Origin of the sequence: Roseibium polysiphoniae (assembly GCF_014842925.1) — a bacterium.
GTDB classification, from domain to species: domain Bacteria; phylum Pseudomonadota; class Alphaproteobacteria; order Rhizobiales; family Stappiaceae; genus Roseibium; species Roseibium polysiphoniae.
In genome coordinates, this window is record NZ_JACYXJ010000007.1 from 348370 (window position 1) to 365459 (window position 17090).

21 protein-coding genes are annotated in these 17090 nt (G+C 59.7%); 10 read left to right on the forward strand and 11 right to left on the reverse strand.

What is annotated here, in order from left to right:
• The first annotated feature begins 220 nt into the window (after window positions 1-220).
• Window positions 221-778, forward strand: coding sequence for a GrpB family protein (locus IG617_RS19890; RefSeq protein ID WP_192110966.1), 558 nt, complete (start codon window positions 221-223; stop codon window positions 776-778).
• Between the two features lie 17 nt (window positions 779-795).
• On the opposite strand, the gene IG617_RS19895 is transcribed toward IG617_RS19890, so the two are convergent.
• Window positions 796-1581 (reverse strand): DUF7662 domain-containing protein, encoded by a 786-nt coding sequence (locus tag IG617_RS19895; RefSeq protein ID WP_192110967.1) that lies wholly within the window; start codon window positions 1579-1581, stop codon window positions 796-798.
• A 73-nt stretch (window positions 1582-1654) separates the two neighbouring features.
• Window positions 1655-2176, reverse strand: coding sequence for a protease inhibitor Inh/omp19 family protein (locus tag IG617_RS19900; RefSeq protein WP_192110968.1), 522 nt, complete (start codon window positions 2174-2176; stop codon window positions 1655-1657).
• A gap of 184 nt (window positions 2177-2360) precedes the next feature.
• Between IG617_RS19900 and IG617_RS19905 the strand changes: the two genes are divergently transcribed.
• Window positions 2361-2975, forward strand: a complete 615-nt coding sequence (locus IG617_RS19905; RefSeq protein ID WP_192110969.1) for a GNAT family N-acetyltransferase — start codon at window positions 2361-2363, stop codon at window positions 2973-2975.
• 20 nt (window positions 2976-2995) lie between these two features.
• Here the strand turns inward: IG617_RS19905 and IG617_RS19910 are convergent, their stop codons facing one another.
• Window positions 2996-3457: an arsenate-mycothiol transferase ArsC gene (locus tag IG617_RS19910; protein ID WP_209008628.1), complete on the reverse strand. Its 462-nt coding sequence runs from the start codon at window positions 3455-3457 to the stop codon at window positions 2996-2998.
• Window positions 3458-3636: 179 nt separating this feature from the next.
• Here IG617_RS19910 and IG617_RS19915 point away from each other — a divergent pair, with 179 nt between their 5' ends.
• Window positions 3637-4017, forward strand: a complete 381-nt coding sequence (locus IG617_RS19915) for a rhodanese-like domain-containing protein (RefSeq protein WP_192110970.1) — start codon at window positions 3637-3639, stop codon at window positions 4015-4017.
• A 35-nt stretch (window positions 4018-4052) separates the two neighbouring features.
• Here IG617_RS19915 and IG617_RS19920 read toward each other — a convergent pair whose 3' ends face one another.
• Window positions 4053-4403, reverse strand: coding sequence for a carboxymuconolactone decarboxylase family protein (locus IG617_RS19920; RefSeq protein WP_192110971.1), 351 nt, complete (start codon window positions 4401-4403; stop codon window positions 4053-4055).
• Window positions 4404-4562: 159 nt separating this feature from the next.
• Between IG617_RS19920 and IG617_RS19925 the strand changes: the two genes are divergently transcribed.
• From IG617_RS19925 to recQ, 3 genes are all read left to right on the forward strand, one after another.
• Window positions 4563-4943: an MAPEG family protein gene (locus IG617_RS19925; RefSeq protein ID WP_192110972.1), complete on the forward strand. Its 381-nt coding sequence runs from the start codon at window positions 4563-4565 to the stop codon at window positions 4941-4943.
• A gap of 127 nt (window positions 4944-5070) precedes the next feature.
• On the forward strand, window positions 5071-5967 hold the full coding sequence (locus IG617_RS19930; RefSeq protein ID WP_338110044.1) for a GNAT family N-acetyltransferase: 897 nt from the start codon (window positions 5071-5073) through the stop codon (window positions 5965-5967).
• 85 nt (window positions 5968-6052) lie between these two features.
• The gene (recQ, locus tag IG617_RS19935; RefSeq protein ID WP_192110973.1) at window positions 6053-7930 is read left to right on the forward strand and encodes a DNA helicase RecQ; all 1878 of its coding nucleotides are present in this window, start codon (window positions 6053-6055) and stop codon (window positions 7928-7930) included.
• Window positions 7931-7958: 28 nt separating this feature from the next.
• Here recQ and IG617_RS19940 read toward each other — a convergent pair whose 3' ends face one another.
• Both IG617_RS19940 and msrA read right to left on the reverse strand, forming a co-directional pair.
• The gene (locus IG617_RS19940) at window positions 7959-8504 is read right to left on the reverse strand and encodes a hypothetical protein (protein ID WP_192110974.1); all 546 of its coding nucleotides are present in this window, start codon (window positions 8502-8504) and stop codon (window positions 7959-7961) included.
• A 199-nt stretch (window positions 8505-8703) separates the two neighbouring features.
• Complete coding sequence (msrA, locus tag IG617_RS19945; protein ID WP_192110975.1) at window positions 8704-9345, reverse strand: peptide-methionine (S)-S-oxide reductase MsrA; 642 nt, start codon at window positions 9343-9345, stop codon at window positions 8704-8706.
• A gap of 100 nt (window positions 9346-9445) precedes the next feature.
• Here msrA and IG617_RS19950 point away from each other — a divergent pair, with 100 nt between their 5' ends.
• Both IG617_RS19950 and IG617_RS19955 read left to right on the forward strand, forming a co-directional pair.
• Complete coding sequence (locus IG617_RS19950) at window positions 9446-9889, forward strand: hypothetical protein (protein ID WP_209008629.1); 444 nt, start codon at window positions 9446-9448, stop codon at window positions 9887-9889.
• A gap of 1359 nt (window positions 9890-11248) precedes the next feature.
• The gene (locus tag IG617_RS19955) at window positions 11249-11617 is read left to right on the forward strand and encodes a hypothetical protein (RefSeq protein ID WP_192110976.1); all 369 of its coding nucleotides are present in this window, start codon (window positions 11249-11251) and stop codon (window positions 11615-11617) included.
• A 91-nt stretch (window positions 11618-11708) separates the two neighbouring features.
• Here IG617_RS19955 and IG617_RS19960 read toward each other — a convergent pair whose 3' ends face one another.
• The 3 genes from IG617_RS19960 to IG617_RS19970 all read right to left on the reverse strand — a co-directional run bounded on the left by IG617_RS19960 (window position 11709) and on the right by IG617_RS19970 (window position 13539).
• Window positions 11709-12086 (reverse strand): VOC family protein, encoded by a 378-nt coding sequence (locus IG617_RS19960; protein ID WP_192110977.1) that lies wholly within the window; start codon window positions 12084-12086, stop codon window positions 11709-11711.
• A gap of 17 nt (window positions 12087-12103) precedes the next feature.
• On the reverse strand, window positions 12104-12487 hold the full coding sequence (locus IG617_RS19965) for a VOC family protein (RefSeq protein WP_192111128.1): 384 nt from the start codon (window positions 12485-12487) through the stop codon (window positions 12104-12106).
• A 74-nt stretch (window positions 12488-12561) separates the two neighbouring features.
• Window positions 12562-13539: a DUF808 domain-containing protein gene (locus IG617_RS19970; protein WP_192110978.1), complete on the reverse strand. Its 978-nt coding sequence runs from the start codon at window positions 13537-13539 to the stop codon at window positions 12562-12564.
• 168 nt (window positions 13540-13707) lie between these two features.
• Between IG617_RS19970 and IG617_RS19975 the strand changes: the two genes are divergently transcribed.
• Both IG617_RS19975 and IG617_RS21970 read left to right on the forward strand, forming a co-directional pair.
• The gene (locus IG617_RS19975) at window positions 13708-14352 is read left to right on the forward strand and encodes an NADPH-dependent FMN reductase (protein WP_192110979.1); all 645 of its coding nucleotides are present in this window, start codon (window positions 13708-13710) and stop codon (window positions 14350-14352) included.
• A gap of 203 nt (window positions 14353-14555) precedes the next feature.
• Window positions 14556-14960, forward strand: a complete 405-nt coding sequence (locus IG617_RS21970; RefSeq protein ID WP_192110980.1) for a type II toxin-antitoxin system PemK/MazF family toxin — start codon at window positions 14556-14558, stop codon at window positions 14958-14960.
• A 426-nt stretch (window positions 14961-15386) separates the two neighbouring features.
• Here IG617_RS21970 and IG617_RS19985 read toward each other — a convergent pair whose 3' ends face one another.
• Window positions 15387-16169: a succinate dehydrogenase iron-sulfur subunit gene (locus tag IG617_RS19985; protein WP_192110981.1), complete on the reverse strand. Its 783-nt coding sequence runs from the start codon at window positions 16167-16169 to the stop codon at window positions 15387-15389.
• Between the two features lie 60 nt (window positions 16170-16229).
• A complete protein-coding gene (locus tag IG617_RS19990) occupies window positions 16230-17075 on the reverse strand; it encodes an FkbM family methyltransferase (protein WP_192110982.1) in 846 nt (281 codons plus the stop codon).
• Window positions 17076-17090 lie beyond the last annotated feature (15 nt).

Here is a 17090-nt window from a genome sequence, read left to right on the forward strand (position 1 = left end):
CCTTGGCGCTCCGTTCCTGACATTTCGTCCGCGCGCCCAAGACCTCAGGCTGCGCCAAACTGTCGCCCTGCCTGCTCGCATAAGGTCAAACCGAACAAGATGCAAGCGCATCTCCTGTGCACAGCTTCTGGAAACCCCAGTCGAATCCATTTAAATCACCGTTGGACCACTTTTGTTTGACGATTTTTCCATGCTCACCGCTCGCATCGGAAACGCAACAATGCCTATCGAACTCGGCGCTTATACGCCGCTCCGGGACCAGCAGGCCGATGCGCTGATGGCGCTAGTGAGGCTCGTTCTGGAAGATTTGATCGCACGCATCCATCACGTCGGCAGCACCGCTGTCAAAGACCTGCCGGCCAAGCCGAAGTTTCATCTTGATGTCATCCTGGACGATGCGAATCATCTGGGCGAGGCTGTTTCCCGGCTGGAGGCAGCCGAGTACGCGCCTCTGGGCTTTTTGTATGAGCGCGATGTCTTTCATCTGACACGCGCCAGCACAAACATGCCCGAAGAGAACGGCGTGTGCGTGCTCCAACCCGCTCACCGGGTCTGCCTCTGTTTCCCGAACGCTCTGGCGCCCCGCAGGCGCGCGGCCTTTCGCGATGCACTGACCACAGACAGCAACCTTCGCCATGACTATGAAGCCTTGAAGCGCAGACTGATCGCGCAAGACAATCAGGATTGGGATGCCTATTCGGCAGGGAAGACGCAGTTCATTGAGACCGCTCTACGCAACCTGAACCGCGCAGACCTCGGCTTCACCGATAGCCTGTAAAACCATCCGTTCTCTGGTCAGAGCCTGACGAAGCTGGTCGGAATGCCGGCCTGGCGCTCCTGAAGCACAAGCAACTGCGCGACAAGTCCCCGTTCCTCATCGACCTCAAGATCCGCCTTGCGGCCGCGCCCATCCGTAAGGAGCCAGGCATTGCCGGCACGGATCAGATCGAATTCCATCGGATCCGACACATTGAGTCCGAGACGATCCCAGAGCGCACACTGAGCTTGTTCCTGCCCACCCTCTGATGCGGCTTTCAGTTCAAGACGCAATGCTCGGTAGAATGGCTGAATGTTCGTCGTTTCAATGATCACCGAACGGGGCTGATCGCCATCGAGATAGACGATCCGCGCCACACCGGCACCTGCAGGAATTGCGGCCGTCGAGCACGGCACCTTGTGAACAGCGCCCAGCGCAGTCCATTCAACGCGAAGGGTCACCGTCACCGGCTGCCGCAGGGCCGGCATTTCCTTGGCGAGCCGTCTTTCGCGTAAATTGCCCCCGTCGGCCAGCTTGGCGGCATTGGTCCGGGACGAGACTGCAAGCGAGGTGCCGGCGATCCTGCGGCGCCGGAACACAACCACATCGCGTGGAAGGTCCGTTCTCTCGACGCGCCAACCTGCATCGAGCCACGCGTTCTGGTGAACCAGGCTTCCGCCAGAATTTGCCCACCAGGTTCTGTGTTCACGCGCGCTTTTGGGCAGGCCGGAGCCAAGAATTGATTCCAGGTCGCCCAGCTTTGCAGCCCAGACCACATCATCCAGTCGGGCCAGGTGTTCTCTCAAAGGATCATATTTGGACATGCGAACCGCCTCCTCGGATAACCGAGTTTTGCAGCTAACGCGCGAAACGTCCAGATATTTTTACCTAGGGTTGTTAACGGTACAGCGAGATCGGCACGCCGGTTGACGTCTGACCGTTAAACTGCTCCGCCGAAGTGGCGTAAAGCTGGGCCACAATACTGCCGCTGCCGTCCTTGAGCACGACTTGCTTGTCGTTCAGATCCCACGCGGAGATGCCCGAAAGCGCCGGTGAGGAGCAGCCCCTGGTGTTGGCGCGATACCCGCCGGACCAGGTGGTCAGCGCCATGAAGGCCATGCAGTTGTCGCCTGCAGAGGCGATCTTCCAGCCGCCGGCCATATCGCTGCGGCCGATTTCGAGCGCGCCGGCCGGTGCAACGACAGGTGCAGCGGCAACATCGGTACCGGGCACGCCCGTGTCGACGGTCCCCGGCGCCGGCGCCAGCGGATCAAGAGGTTGCAGATCTCCCTGCCCGACCGGCGTGGTCGGCGTTGCAGGCAAGGGCGCCGCATAATTTCGGCTGCCGGAAAAGCGCTGACACCCCGTCACAACCACCGCACAGGTCAACGCCAGTGCAATTGCCACATTCCGTTTCATATCGAATCAATCCCCGTTCCGCCGCGAACACTGTCCACCGTTTTACCGCACCACCTCGCCAGATGGCAAAACTCGACTCAAGTAGTAGACCAAAGCTTATTGAAACAAGACCAATACGACTGATATATGTTCATAAGCGTTTGGAGGAGCGCAGGGAGGACAGTGTTGTCATCAGGAGCGCTCCATGCAGCTGTCTGTCTACATTCGATCCCTGCTGAGCCGGCTGTTCCCAGCCGAGCAGCCCCGACGCGTCCCCGAACTCTTCGCGGGCGGTGAGATCCGTTTGCTGGACGCCTCCGAGAAACACCTGTTTCGCGACCACTTGCTTCGGCTTGACGGCGACACCCGCCGTAGCCGTTTCGCAATGCATGCGACTGATGCTTTCCTGCGTTCCTATGTCGAAACCTCCTTCACGCTCGATACGGTGATCTACGCCTATCTCGAGAACGGGATCGTGCGCGGAACTGCCGAACTGCGCTCCCTTGGCAACGCCGACACCGCCGAAGCCGCCTTTTGCGTCGAGCAAGACTGGCGCCGCCTGGGCATCGGCACCCGGTTGATGGATCTCCTGCTTCAGGAAGCCAGGGCGCGCGAAACACGGCATATCTACATCAATTGCCTTGCCACGAACCGCAAGATGCAGGCGCTTGCGCGCAAATTCTCCGCAGACATGAGCTTTGAGGCCGGCGATGTCATCGGGCATATCTCGCCGCCCGAAGCAGCACCGACGGACCGGCTGCGCCAATGGGTTCTGCGGCAGATGCCGAAGGCACAGGCGACGCTCTCCCGCTGGAGCTAGACAAATTCCTCGGGCGACCGTCACGCAGCGGGAATAGTCGCCATTGCAGGTGCGACGGCGTCATCAATCGCCTGCCGGATGCGCCTGAAGTATTCTACTGACGCTGCGAATGAAGCCGGAAACGGCGGCTTGCCCGCCACGGCCCAGGCATGTTCGCGGACACTCTCTTGCCAATCATCCGGAAGCTCGGGCTTCTCCATGTCGGCCAGATAGATCATCCGGTCCGGTTTGGGCGCATGCGGCATCAGAAAGATGTCGAGGCTCTTGGGCTCCAGCCCCTCGGCGGACAGTGCCCGCGAAGACAAGAGCTTGGCCACAGAGGGATGCAGCTCGGACCGGGGCTTCAGCCCTGCGGAGAAGGCTCTCACCAGGCCTGCTCCTTGGGCGTTGAGATATGCCTCGGCAAGCGGCCCCAACAGGGCATTGTCGGGACACACGAACAGAACCGTTGTCTTGCGCAGGTCGGATCTCCGTTTCGGCAAACGTGATTCGGTGTGGTTCGCCCTTCATCTACCGCTGCGTTCATGAGCCTTTGTGACAAATTGCGAAATGACTGAAATTTATGCGAGAAGCAGACAATCACATCCGCAGTACTGCGGATTGTCGGCAGGTCGGAGAGCACGGCACTCTCGCTGCGATCACGCAAATGGAGGCTCAAAGCATGTCGGAAACAGAAGCAGTCAGCGGCGGCACGCTGACAACCCTGACCGTCGACGAAGTGAAATCTCTCTATGAGAAGAACGAAGTCGTTCTGATCGATGTCAGAACACCGGCCGAATATGCCTTTGAGCACATCGGCGGCGCGTTGCTCGCGCCCATGTCCGGATTTGATCCCGCTCGCCTGCCAACCCCGACCGAGGAACGGCCGATCGTTCTTTATTGCGGGTCCGGCATGCGCTCGCGGAAAATGTCCGAGAAATACCTTGCAGCCGGCTTCGCCAAAATCGCCCATATGGCCGGCGGCTTCGGTGCATGGAAACAGGCCGGCAATGGATTCCTTGGCACCGACCCGGCGACTGGCGCCAACGTCCCGCGGCCCTGACAACCTCGCCGCCAGGCTTTTGGCCAGTCTTGCGGTCAGTCTTTGGCGCTAAAAGCGTCGAAGGCTGCGAGCGCCTCGGCACCGTAGATCATCGACGGACCACCGCCCATATAGACCGCGACGCCGATGGTCTCCATGACCTCCTCGCGGCTTGCGCCGTATTTGGCAGCGGCCTTGGAATGATAGGCCAGACAGCCGTCGCAGCGCGCCGTGATACCGATCGCCAGGGCAATGAGTTCCTTTGTCTTGGAATCCAGCGCACCTTCCTGGATCGCAGACCGGGCGACCTCGTGAAATCCCTTGGTGACACCAGGGATGCCGCCCCTGAGCTCACCCATACGCTGGTCTGTCTGGGAAATGAAAGCTTGCCAGTCGCTGACGGCCATCGGATCTTCTCCTGTATGCATCGGTGCAATCAATTGCTTTTCCGAGTTAGAGCCGATGGGAACAAAGAACGTTGATTTCACTCAAAACGTCCTCATTTTAACAGGGTCGCCGTGTCGTTCCCGGCGCGCCGACTTGAAGAGCTGAGCCAGGAAACAATTATGCCTCTTGCCATCTGGTGCATTCTGATTGCCGCCATTCTCCCGATCGCCACCGTATTCCCGGCTAAGCTCAGCAAGGATTTCGACAACGCGAATCCGCGCAACCCGGACTACTGGCGCGAAGGCTTCCGGGCACGTGCCAACGCGGCCCAGGCCAATGGCTTCGAGGCCCTGCCGTTCTTCGCGGTCGCCGTCATCATCGGGCTGTGGCAGGGCGGTTCACCGGACTGGATCGACCGGCTGTCGGTGCTCTTCATCGGCCTCAGAATGATCTACATCTTCTGTTACTACATGGATCGGTCCGGGCCGCGGTCCCTGGCCTGGGCGGCCTCTTTCCTGGCCACAATCGCGATCTTCACGAGCCCGATCTGGAGCGTGTGAGACAAAGTTCCACCATGACGTTTCGATGAAAGTTTGCGATCGTAAGACGGCTTCCATTGCTTGATCCTTACAGCTTCGTTAACAATCCGGTGTTCATCGAACGCACTAAGCAGATTAGGAATACCCAGTGGCCTACCCGCACCAGACGACCCTGGCGCTCTCGAAAGAGGGAGAGACTTCCGTTGGTCGTGGGCACCAGCACATCGTCGACACCTTGATTGACGAACGCGGCCGGCAGGTCATGGCAGCCCCTTGGTGGCCGCTCTTGCGGCCCATCGCCTTTCGCATTCTGCGGTATCGCCAGGCGCTGGAGATGGCCAATGCCATTGCCCCCCTGCCCGCCGAGGATGTTTTCGACCATCTGAGCGAATTGTTGCAGCTCAACGTCGAGGTGGCCGGTCTGGAAAATGTTCCCGCCAACGGCCCGATCGTGCTGGTCTCCAACCATCCGACCGGCATCGCAGATGGCGTCGTGCTCTATGACGCCATCGGCTCCCGGCGCAAGGATCTGTCGATCTTCGCCAACCGCGATGCCATTCGCATCAATCCCCGCCTTGCCGAAATGATCGTTCCGGTGGAGTGGCGGCCCGACTTCAAGAACCGCGAAAAAACACGGGAAACCCTGAAACTCGCCGCAGATGCCTTCGCGCAGAACCGCGCCATCGTCCTGTTTCCCTCCGGCCGGCTGGCCTATTGGAACGAGGGACGATTGACCGAGCGGCCGTGGATGACATCCGCGCTTGCCCTTGCCCGGCGCAACAAGGTTCCCGTCATCCCGGTTCACATGGGAGGGCGGAATTCAGGCCTGTTCTATTTCCTGGCGCGCGTCTCAACCGAACTGCGGGACATGACGGTGTTCAACGAACTTCTGAACAAGAAGAAGGCCTCCTTCAAGGTGCACTTCGGCCAGCCAATCGACCCGAAGATGCTGGAAGGCGATCTGAACAGCCTGACGGAACGGATGAGAACCCATTGCGCGGAAACGCTCGGTCAGAACCCCAAGGCGGTGTTCGAAGAAGGCTGAGCGCGGGACAAAATCATCCACAGGCCGAGATTGCCGAACCCTTGCGAATAAGGGAGACTGCGGCAAATCAGGGAATCAGCCGCACATGCTTGCATCGCAGCCGTTACCGGCCAGCGCACAGGACCAGAGTCACTCCATAGCGCCCCATGGCGCTGATCCGCGTGACGTTCTGCGCGATGTCTTCGGCTATCCGGACTTTCGCGGCCGTCAGGCGGAGGTGGTCGACACGCTGGTTCAAGGCAAGGACGCGGTGGTTCTGTTTCCGACCGGCGCCGGCAAGTCGCTCTGTTTCCAGATCCCGGCTCTTTGCCGGTCCGGCATCGGCATCGTGATCTCGCCCTTGATTGCCCTGATGAAGGATCAGGTCGGCGCACTTACAGGTGCTGGCGTTTCTGCCGCGGCGCTGAATTCCTCGCTGTCACCGGACGAACAGGACGCGGTTCGCGACAAGGCGCGGTCCGGCGAACTGAAGCTGCTTTACGTGACGCCGGAGCGGCTGGCGAGCGAGAGCTTTCGCCGGTTCCTCGACACGCTGGAGATTTCACTTTTCGCCATTGACGAGGCCCATTGCGTCAGCCAGTGGGGCCACGACTTCAGGCCGGAATATCTGTCTCTGGCCGCGCTCGGCCATCGTTATCCGGGTGTGCCGCGTGTGGCGCTGACCGCGACCGCCGATCCTCACACCCGTGAGGACATCATTGCGCGGCTGCAGCTGGACACTGCGGAAGTCTTTTCCACCAGCTTTGACCGGCCCAACATCCGCTACGAGATCGTTGAGCGCACCAACCAGCGCCAACAGCTTCTGGATTTCCTCAAGCGACACAAGGACGAGAGCGGCATCGTCTACTGCCTGTCCCGCGCCAAGGTGGAGGACATTGCCGAATGGCTGAACTCCAAGGGCGTGCGCGCCCTGCCCTACCACGCCGGACTGCCGGCCGAGACCCGCGCATCCAATCAGGATGCGTTTCTGCTTGAAGAGGGATTGTGCCTCGTCGCCACGGTCGCCTTTGGTATGGGCATCGACAAGCCGGACGTGCGGTTTGTCGCCCATCTGGACCTGCCGTCTTCGGTCGAGGCCTATTATCAGGAGACGGGCCGGGCCGGACGTGATGGTGCGCCCTCGGAGGCGTGGATGGCTTACGGCATGGCCGACATGGTGCAACGCCGGCGCATGATTGCCGAGGGCGACGCCCCGGACGAGATCAAGCGCGCGGAAAACGGCAAGCTGAACGCCCTTCTCGGCATCTGCGAAACCTCCGGCTGCCGCCGTCAGGCGCTGCTGGCCCATTTCGGCGAGACCTATCCCGAGCCCTGTGGCAATTGCGACACCTGCCTGTCCCCGGTCGAGACCTGGGACGGCACGGAAGCGGCGCAGAAATTCCTGTCGGCGGTGTATCGGACCGAGCAGCGCTTTGGCACCGGGCATGTCATCGACGTGCTCTTGGGCAAGGAAACCGACAAGACCACGCGGTTCGGCCACGGCACCCTGTCCGTCTACGGCATTGGCCAGGAACACAATGCCAAAGTCTGGCAATCGGTTGCGCGTCAGCTGGTCGCGGCCGGTCTCATTGACGTCGACCACGCCAATTTCGGGGCGCTGGTGCTGACCGAAGAGGCCCGCGCCGTGTTCCGGGGCGAACGGAAAGTTCCGCTGCGCAAGGACCGCGCCGCTTCAAGCTTGAAGAAAACGCGCGGCGCTCGGTCCGCCAGCCTTGCCGATGATCTGGATCCGGATGACCGGCTTCTGTTCGAACGCCTCAGACGGCTCAGAACCCAACTGGCCCGTGACGCGGAAGTCCCGCCTTATGTGGTCTTTCCAGATGCCACGCTCGCCGGCATCGCCAAGGCACGGCCTGGGACCTACACGTCTCTTCTTGAAGTTTCCGGCGTCGGCCAGAGCAAGCTGGAAAAATACGGTCGCGAGTTCATCGAAGTCGTCGAAGCCTTTGAGGCGGGCGTGTAGCCGCTCTTTTCCCCTTTGAAGCATTTGCTCAATTCGGTGTGCAGCACAGGTCGAAAATCTCGACCAGATCCTGCAGACGTTCCTCGGACGGATCATTGAACCATTCGCTGATGCTTTGATGCAGGAAGCGGTGCATTTTCTTGTGCTCGCGCAAGCGACGGTAGGAGGCCCCGAGCCGGTAGATATCGGCAATCTCGTCGGTCGTGAAAAGCTCCAGAGCCGAGGCCGCCAGAACGACGCCCAGATCAGCCAGAGTTCGCCGCCCGAGCTCGTGGGCGATGAGGAATGCGAAAAGGCCAACGACAAAACGCTGTTCAAAGCTGAGATGGCTTCGTCTGCGGCCAGAACAGACAATAATCAGTTCGACCGTTTCGACCGTGGCCGCAACAGCAAACTCGGTCGGCGAGCCGACCTCCGGCAGCTCGCGGTCGTGGGCCGCGAGAACCGCGCTGATGTTTCGCCTCAAGCGGTCTTCCACCTCGGCGAGCTTCAACTCGGAAACAAAGTCCGGTTCCTGAGGCAGGCCTGAACTCTTGCCCGAATTAAACAATCCATTTGAAAACAAACTGCCCATGCGACCATCTCCCTATAACCGGAGACCCACGGAATAATTGTTCTATGGTAACTTTCTTTTTCTCACCTGGCAAATAGGCCGATCGCACAAGTTTTTCGCACCGTAATGCAAATCATTACATCACTATCTAAGAAGATGACTTTGCGGCATCGGCGACGAATATACGCCGACACCTTTCCGCAGTTCCTCTCGCCTTACATCAAGACCCGTGAGCGCCCTTCGGCACACCTTTGTAGGCTTCCTTGCCCCAGACCTTTTTGACGGTCACATCCCGGCCGCAAGCACCTCGGTACCCCTTGTAGGCGGTGGCGCGGGTGACATACCCGAAGCGGGTCAGGGTTCGCTGGCCGCTCTTGTAGTAGCCCTGATGATAGTCCTCGGCAGGCCAGAACAGCACGGCACCTTCCACCGGCGTCACGATCTCGCGCCCGAGAGCCGCTTCACCCTCCGCGACAGCGGCGCGCGCGGCTTTGGCCTGTGCCGCGTTCAAAGGATGAAGCGCAGAGGAATAGGTGTGGCCGCGATCGCAGAATTGCCCGCCGGCATCGGTGACGTCGATGGTGCGCAGAAAGATACCGACAAGATCACGGTAGCTGAGCTTGGTTTCATCGAAATCGACTTTCACCACCTCCCGGTGGCCACCTTTCCTGTATGTTTTGTAGGTCGGGTTTTCGGTGCTTCCGCCGCCGTAGCCCGAGACCACATCGCGCACGCCGGGCACTGCCTCCAGATCAGACTCGACACACCAGAAACACCCGCCAGCAAAAACGGCGGTCTCAGCCTTTGCAGGCGCTGCGAGGGCGCCGCTGGCGATGAGGGCGAGGGCAAGAAATTTGATCATGATGTTCGCTCCACTGTTTATCTGATAGCTAGACCATGGGTGGGAAAAGGCAATTCAACCTGAAACACGAAACCGACACTCCGCGGTGAGGACATCGATCATGAGCTATGAAGCGGCAGGCCCCAAGGCCAGGCGTGTCTGCATCTGCGGCTCCATGGCGTTCATCGAAGACATGGAAGCCTTGGCAGCGCGATTGTCCGCCATCGGATTTCTGGTCTCAACACCGGAACGGGAGGAGAGCGACCTTCATTGGGAGACGCTTTCACTCGAAGCTGCCGTGGCCCGCAAGGCTGATTTTCTGAATGATTATTTTGACGAGATCCGCCGCAGCGACATCGTCCTGATCGCCAATTTCGAAAAACACGGCATCCCGGGATACATCGGTGCAAACTCCCTGATGGAAGCGGCCTGCGCCCATGCGCTCGGGAAGCCGGTTGTCTATCTCTTTCCCGTCGGCGAGCAATCTTGCCGGCTCGAGGCCCTGGCCATCTCGGCCGGCGTTCTGCATGGCGACACCGCGCGTTTGGGCGGGCTGATCGGCTAAGATGTCTGTTGACTGCATATGTTATGGCGCGAGCACCCAAGCAGGCACGGTTTGAAGGTGGGTCCTTTGGATGCGGCTGAGGGTTTGCTTACGCCTTGCCGATCGTTCCGCCCTGCAATGGGCGGGGGTATGGCAGATCTATTAGCACTCCACGAACCACCGGCGGTCATCCCCGCCTTGTCCGGGGATCCAGTCCTCATTGCGGCAGGCCGGACGGGTGTTAGGGGGGTGAGACTGGCCGCAGGCGTCCTGCTTTCGTCGCCGCGCTTCGGGAGCCAATTGGTCCCCGCACAAGGCGGGGATGACGGCTGAGAGAATGGCGCGAGACCCCATCATCCTATCCGCTGAAAACACCCCCTCCTTCGTCATTGTCGGGCTTGTCCCGGCAATCCAAATAGCACCACGGAAAAAGACTGGAGGAGTGGATCCTCGGGACGAGCCCGAGGATGACGCCAGTTGCTATGGTGGGCCTTGCCACAAACTCCGCGCCTTCCCGGACGAGCAACGCGCAGATCCGGGATCCAGTACACCGGAACCTCACGGTTCATGCGGCACCGCCAGCGATTACTGGATCCCTGCCTGCGCAGGGAAGGCAACGAGAGGGTTGAACAGACCTTATCCCTCATTCGGGTGGGGATAGGCACCTCTCAAACTATTGAAAACACACCCACTGGCTTTGAATAGCTGAAACTTATCCTCCCTCGCCGGACCTAGCGTATCATTGATCTCGTTCCTGCCATCACGGGGCCGCTTATGGACCGTCCGTTCGCGGTGGCTGGGACCGGGTTTCGAGGATGGGGTCTGGTATAACGGACCAGCCCCTATCCGATGACTGGCAGCTTGGACCTGCAGCGGGGAGTGACGCCGCAGATTTCAGGCGCGTTTCGTATCTGGCAAACCGGAGGACGCTCTACCTCCGGCGCGCAGAAAAGAGAAAGACGCACGTTAGTCATATGGGACACGGAACCTGGGCAGGCGTAACGGCCTTGTCACCTCCCATATTCCCAACCACCGCCGGGCAAGTCCGGAGCGCCTGCCATCCCGTCTCTCACGGGAAACTGAGACCAGCCAAAACGCCGGGGAGAGATCCTGCGGCGGATCTGGTGTTGTGTGTAAGGCTTGGTGCCAGGAACCGCCGTGCTGTCGCCGCGATGAGCTTGATGCCTCGTGTGCCAATAGATCCCCGCACAAGGCGGGGATGACGGCAGAGGTGGAGGCAAGGCGTTTCTGCTCACGCCCTCCACAAGACGATGGCGGGTGCATCATGCATGAGAAGTTTATCTATAGTTGTAATTTATTGTTATTCTCGCCTTGATACACATTTCCGAGCCACCATCGGCTGAACTCGGAGGAAATGCCATGACCACCACTGCAGCGTTGACAATCCTTTTGACAAACTCTTCCTCACAGAACCTGACCTTAAAGTCATGCAAAGTGATCGGCTCCAGCAGTGCAAGCACGCTCAAACTTCCCGAAACGCTTACCAGGGGAACCTACGGCGGCCTTGGATTGCCGAGCTCAGAAACGCCCTATAGCGCCGAGTGGGTTTATACTCCGGATGATGGAAACACACTTTTGAGCTTCACCACCAGTCTCAACGGACCGACTGGCTTGACCATCATTCCAGCCGAAACCGGCCACGACGCACGTTTTTGGCAACTTGGCGAAGGCCCGGATCTGACCAACGAAGGCTGGATCGTCCGCTATTACTACGCCGCGAAACCCTAACCCTTGCATCCATGAGCGGCGGGCGAGCTAGCCCGCCGCTTTGCAATTTCTGGATCTGCACTCTCTGGCCCTAAGGCCGGGCTGCCCCTGCTCAGTCGTTCCAGACGTTGGCGTTTTCTGCAAAGTCCGGGCGCTGGGGAGAAACGACACAGAAACGGTGACCGCTGGGGGCCTGCATGACCACCCAGCCCTTGCAGGCGCCGACCTCTTCTGCGCCAAGCGCTTTCAGGCGCGCGACTTCGGCGGGAATGTTGTCGGTCTCGATGTCCAGGTGGACACGGGGCGCGTGGTCGACGGACTGAAGCAGCACCCGCAGCTCGGACGGCGGACCTTTCAGGTCGCGGTACTTCGGATCCTTGGAGCCGGCCTCCCGTTCGCGGCCCAGCACACCGGCCCAGAAAGTCTCGTGAGAATTCAGGTCATCGGCCTCACAGTCGATCACCATGACGCCCAGACGGCTCTTGTGCATGACAGGCTCCTTATGCGCTATTCGGGCAGGTGACAGACGGCTTCGATGTTGTGACCATCCGGATCGTGCACAAAGGCGCCGTAGTAATGCTCATGGTAGTGCGGACGAAGACCCGGCGCGCCATTGTCCTTGCCGCCAGCAGCGATCGCGGCCTCGTAGAAGGCGTCGACGACGGCACGGGTCGGGGCTGCGAAGGCGACATGCAGGGTACCGCCCATCGCGTTTGCACCGCCAATCCAGAATTCCGGCTTGTCCGTGCCATAGCCGCAAAAGGAAATGCTGCCGGTCTGCTCCGGGCCGACTTCCATCAGCATGGTGATCCCGAGTGGCGCCAGTGCCATGTCGTAAAACGCCCTGGCGGCGGCGTAGTCGGACACGTCAAAGCCAATGTGATCGATGATGGCCAAGGATTGCTCCTACATGAAGGTCATAAGCAAGAACAATACAAGAACATTTAAGCGCTTTTGACAAGCCCTTAATGATCTTTCGCCGCACCCGATTTGCCACGCACCAGCGTCCAGAGCGGCTCAATGAGCTTGGTTACGACCGGAACCAGGATCATGCCGAGAGCAAGCCCGAGAATGCCGTCCATGGTCGCCGTGGCGAACCAGGCGAGAAAACCTTCAGCGGTGCCGATGGACTGCGCAAAGCCATGAGCCAGATCATGGATGGTGTCGTAGAGGCTCTTCACCCCCAGGTCCTTCAGCCCGTGAATGACGATGGAACCGCCGACCCAGAGCATCGCGGCCGTGCCGACAACCATGAGGAGTTTCATCAACCAGGGCATGGCCTTGACGATGCCGTGGCCCAGGCCGCGAACAATCGACAGCGCGCCCTTTTGCGCCATCATCAGGCCCATGTCGTCTGCCTTGACGATCAGCGCCACGGAGCCATAGACCATGACCGTGATGCCGACAGCGACCACGGCAAGGGTCGCTGCTTCCATCCAGATGCTGCCGTCCGGGATCTCGGACAGGGCGATGGTCATGATCTCCGCCGAGAGGATGAAATCGGTCTTGATCGCGCCGGCGACTTTCTGCTCTTCGAGATGGGTCGGATCCTGAACGAGATCCTTCGGCTGGTCCGCGTCGACGTGATGCGGACTGAAGATGTGGATGATCTTCTCCGCGCCCTCGAAACACAGATAGCTGCCACCAATCATCAGCAAAGGCGTGATGATCCCCGGCAAGAAGGCATTGAGCAGCAGGCCGATCGGCAACAGGAAAATCAGCTTGTTCTTGAGCGATCCCTTGGCGATGCGCCAGACGATCGGAAGCTCCCGGGCCGGATGAAAGCCGGCGACATATTTGGGCGTGACGGCCGCATCATCGATCACCGCGCCAGCGGCCTTGGACCCGGCCTTGGCGGCCTGACCGATCACATCATCGACGGAGGCCGCCGCCACCTTGGCAATGCCGGCGACATCATCGAGAAGGGCAAGTAGTCCGCTCATGCGTGCTCCAGAATCATCTTCATGCTTTCGGGGAACTTAGCCTGATTTTGCGACAAGCCAAATGCGGAAAGATCCGGCACCCGGTCCAGCCGGAATTTTCCCTCTGGCCAACTGCCGCCCCACCTTCCATTGTGCCGATCAACACACGCCAAAGCCGGAGACATCGTCATGAAAATCCTTGTGTTCCTGGGATCCGTGCGCGACAGCACGCCGCCGCGTCCGGCCAGACTAGGAGAGCGGGTCGCGCGCGCCTGTGTAGACCAGTGGGCGAGGCAGGGTCACGCGGTGGAGCTGGTCGATCCGCTGGAGCTTGAGCTCGATGCCGTCTTCAAGCCGCACTTCTCCTATGCGGCGGGCAAGGCACCGGAGGCTCTGGACAGGCTCGCGCAGAAGATCGAAGCAGCAGACGGCTATGTCATGGTGAGCCCGGAATACAATCACTCCATGAGCCCGGCGCTCGCCAATCTGCTAAACCATTTCGGCGCCTCGTTGTTTGCCTTCAAGCCAAGCGCCATCGCGACCTATTCCGCCGGCCAATGGGGCGGCGCACGGGCGGCGGTCAACATGCGCACGTTTCTGAGCGAACTTGGTTGCCTGCCGGTGTCGGCCATGATCCATGTGCCGAAAGCCCAGGAGGTCTTCACCGAAGACGGCGACTATGCCGAGGATGTCGAAGCCGGCCGGTGGCAAACCTATCTCGCGCGCACCTTCGACCAGCTTGTCTGGTGGGGCGAGGCTGCCGCGCGGCAGCGCCAGCAAGCGGCCGGAACCGGAGCCTTTGCCAAGGACCCGTCCCAGCGCAACGCGCCGTAGAGCGGCGTCGCGGCCGCTCCTCCGTACGGGCCTAACAACCATAAGTATTTGGTCCGGCTCACAAACTACGTATCCCTCATTCTGAGGAACTTCGGTTTGCAAGGTCTCATTACTTCTTATAAGGACGGGAAGAGACTGCTGTTATAGCGACCGCTTAACAATAGGCTTCCATAACCCGCAAGGAATCATGCATATTTAATTGTATGGCCATTGTTAAACACCCTCAGGTAGGGACAATTCTTCGAGTTGATTTGAATGAGGGCTTTCGTACACCAGAAATGCGAAAACGCCGTCCTTGCGTAGTTATATCTCCTGAACTGCAGGACAGACAGCAACTTTGTACGATTGTTCCACTTAGCACTACGGCACCACGCCGCATGCAGCCATTTAACTGTATCATTGAACTCGATCCACCTTTGCCCTTTCCGTATGACTCTCAACGTATGTGGGTAAAGGCCGATATGGTCATGTGCGTCGCATTTCATCGTCTGAAGCTATTGCACGCAGGCAAAGATGGCGATGGACAGCGTATTTATGACATACGAGTGTTAGATGACGACAAAATTGTAGAAATTAAAGAATGCATTAAGCACTCGCTTGGTATGTGAGGTTGACTTAGATAGAGAATAAGCCCATCTATCTAGGTGGCCCCAGAGATATCTGGGATTTAAGTCCCGAAAGGGCCGCTGTCCACGGCCATGACAAGCTGTCCTCAGTGTCAGAAAAAAGCTCCGCAACAGCGGGGCTTTTTTCAATTTCCCGCAGCCAATATGATTTACAATTCCGAATAGTCGTATGGTCCACGCGCACTACACGCCGGTTCGCCACTGCTCTTGCAGCACTGGTGCTCAAACCCTGTGGAATGACCAGCCACTAGTGAGGGTAGTTCTCCTACACGCGGCGATGCTGACCTCAAACAAAAACGGTCATCCCCGCCTTGTGCGGGAATCCAATCCACGGTGCGGCGAATCCGAATCCCAACAAAAAAGCCGCCCCGAGGGGCGGCCTTTCGAAATGCGGGCTGCGGCTGAAGATCAGACGCGGCGTTCGACCATCATCTTCTTGATCTCGGCGATGGCCTTGGCCGGATTGAGGCCTTTCGGGCATGCCTGAGAGCAGTTCATGATGGTGTGGCAGCGGTAGAGGCGGAAGGGGTCTTCCAGGTTGTCCAGACGCTCTCCGGTGGCTTCGTCGCGGCTGTCGATGAGCCAGCGGTAGGCCTGCAGCAGAACGGCCGGGCCGAGGTAGCGATCGCCGTTCCACCAGTAGCTCGGGCAAGAGGTCGAGCAGCAGGCGCAGAGAATGCACTCATAGAGACCATCCAGCTTGGCGCGGTCTTCGTGGGACTGACGCCATTCCTTCTCCGGGGCCGGCGAGACCGTCTGCAGCCAGGGCTCGATGGAGCGGTGCTGGGCGTAGAAGTTGGTGAGATCAGGCACCAGATCCTTGACCACCGGCATATGCGGCAACGGGTAGATCTTCACCACATCGCCGGCGACTTCATCCGTACCCTTGGTGCAGGCCAAGGTGTTGGTGCCGTCGATGTTCATGGCGCAGGAGCCACAAATGCCTTCGCGGCAGGACCGGCGGAAGGTCAAGGTCGGGTCGATCTTGTTCTTGATGTAGATAAGACCGTCCAGAACCATCGGACCGCAATCGTCGGCGTTGACGAAATAGGTGTCGACCCGCGGGTTGCGGCCATCATCCGGATTCCAGCGGTAGATGCGGTACTCACGCAGGTTTGTCGCGCCGGCAGGCTTGTCCCAAACCTTGCCTTCCGTCACCTGTGAGTTCCGGGGAAGCGTCAGCTGAACCATTTTTCATCGCTCCGCGTTTGGGCCCTGGTTTCGCGTCCGGGCCGCTTAAGTCACCGATCTCTAGCTTGCGAGCTCAAAGACCGTATTGTCATGTGTCGATCCGGCTGCGCGGTATCCGAGGGCTTCCAGTTCGGAAGTGCAGTCCTCAGCCCAATGCGGCCGGCAGTTTGTTTCAAGCATGATGACACGGGGCCAAAGCGCCCGGTCCGAGGTGCGCAGAAAGGGAAGAACCACACGGTCCTCGAAACCTTCCACGTCCACTTTCAGGACATCGATCCGGCTCAGGCCCTTGTCGGCAACCACATCGGCCAACGGACGCACGGCCACGTCCTTCGGCGACCAGTCGCCAGCCCATTCACCGGTGGTCAGATCTTCCACCAGCGTTGCAAAGCCGCAGTTGGTTGGCTCGGACCACAGAGACAGGGTGCCGGCCTTGTCGCCGATGGCAACTTCCGCCAACTGCACCTTGCCAAGGCCGTTGGCCGTCAGGTTGAAGCGCAGCTTCGCGGCCGTTTCCGGATTGGCTTCCACGGCCAGAACCTCGGCGCCGCAATGGGCGGCGAAAAGCGCATAGCTGCCAATGTTGGCACCAACGTCGACGAAGACAGAACCAGGGGCCAGATAAGGCTTGAGCAGCTTGTGCTCGGCCCGCTCCGGGAGGCGCCCCTTGGCCAGGATCTTGCGGTCGTCGTAGTTCTGACCCGGATAGATCCGGAACTTCAGACCATCGGCTTCCGTGTCATAGGGACCCTTGAACAGATGTGCGACCAGGGCACGGATGCGCTTGCGCAGGGAGGCCGACAGATCGTGATGATCCGCCAGCTTCCAGGCGTAGCGGACCAGCCCTTCGACCTTGTAGGTGCCGAAGGGGCTGACCGTGTCCGTGAGGGTCGCCTGTGCGCTCAAGGGTTCCGCCGCTCC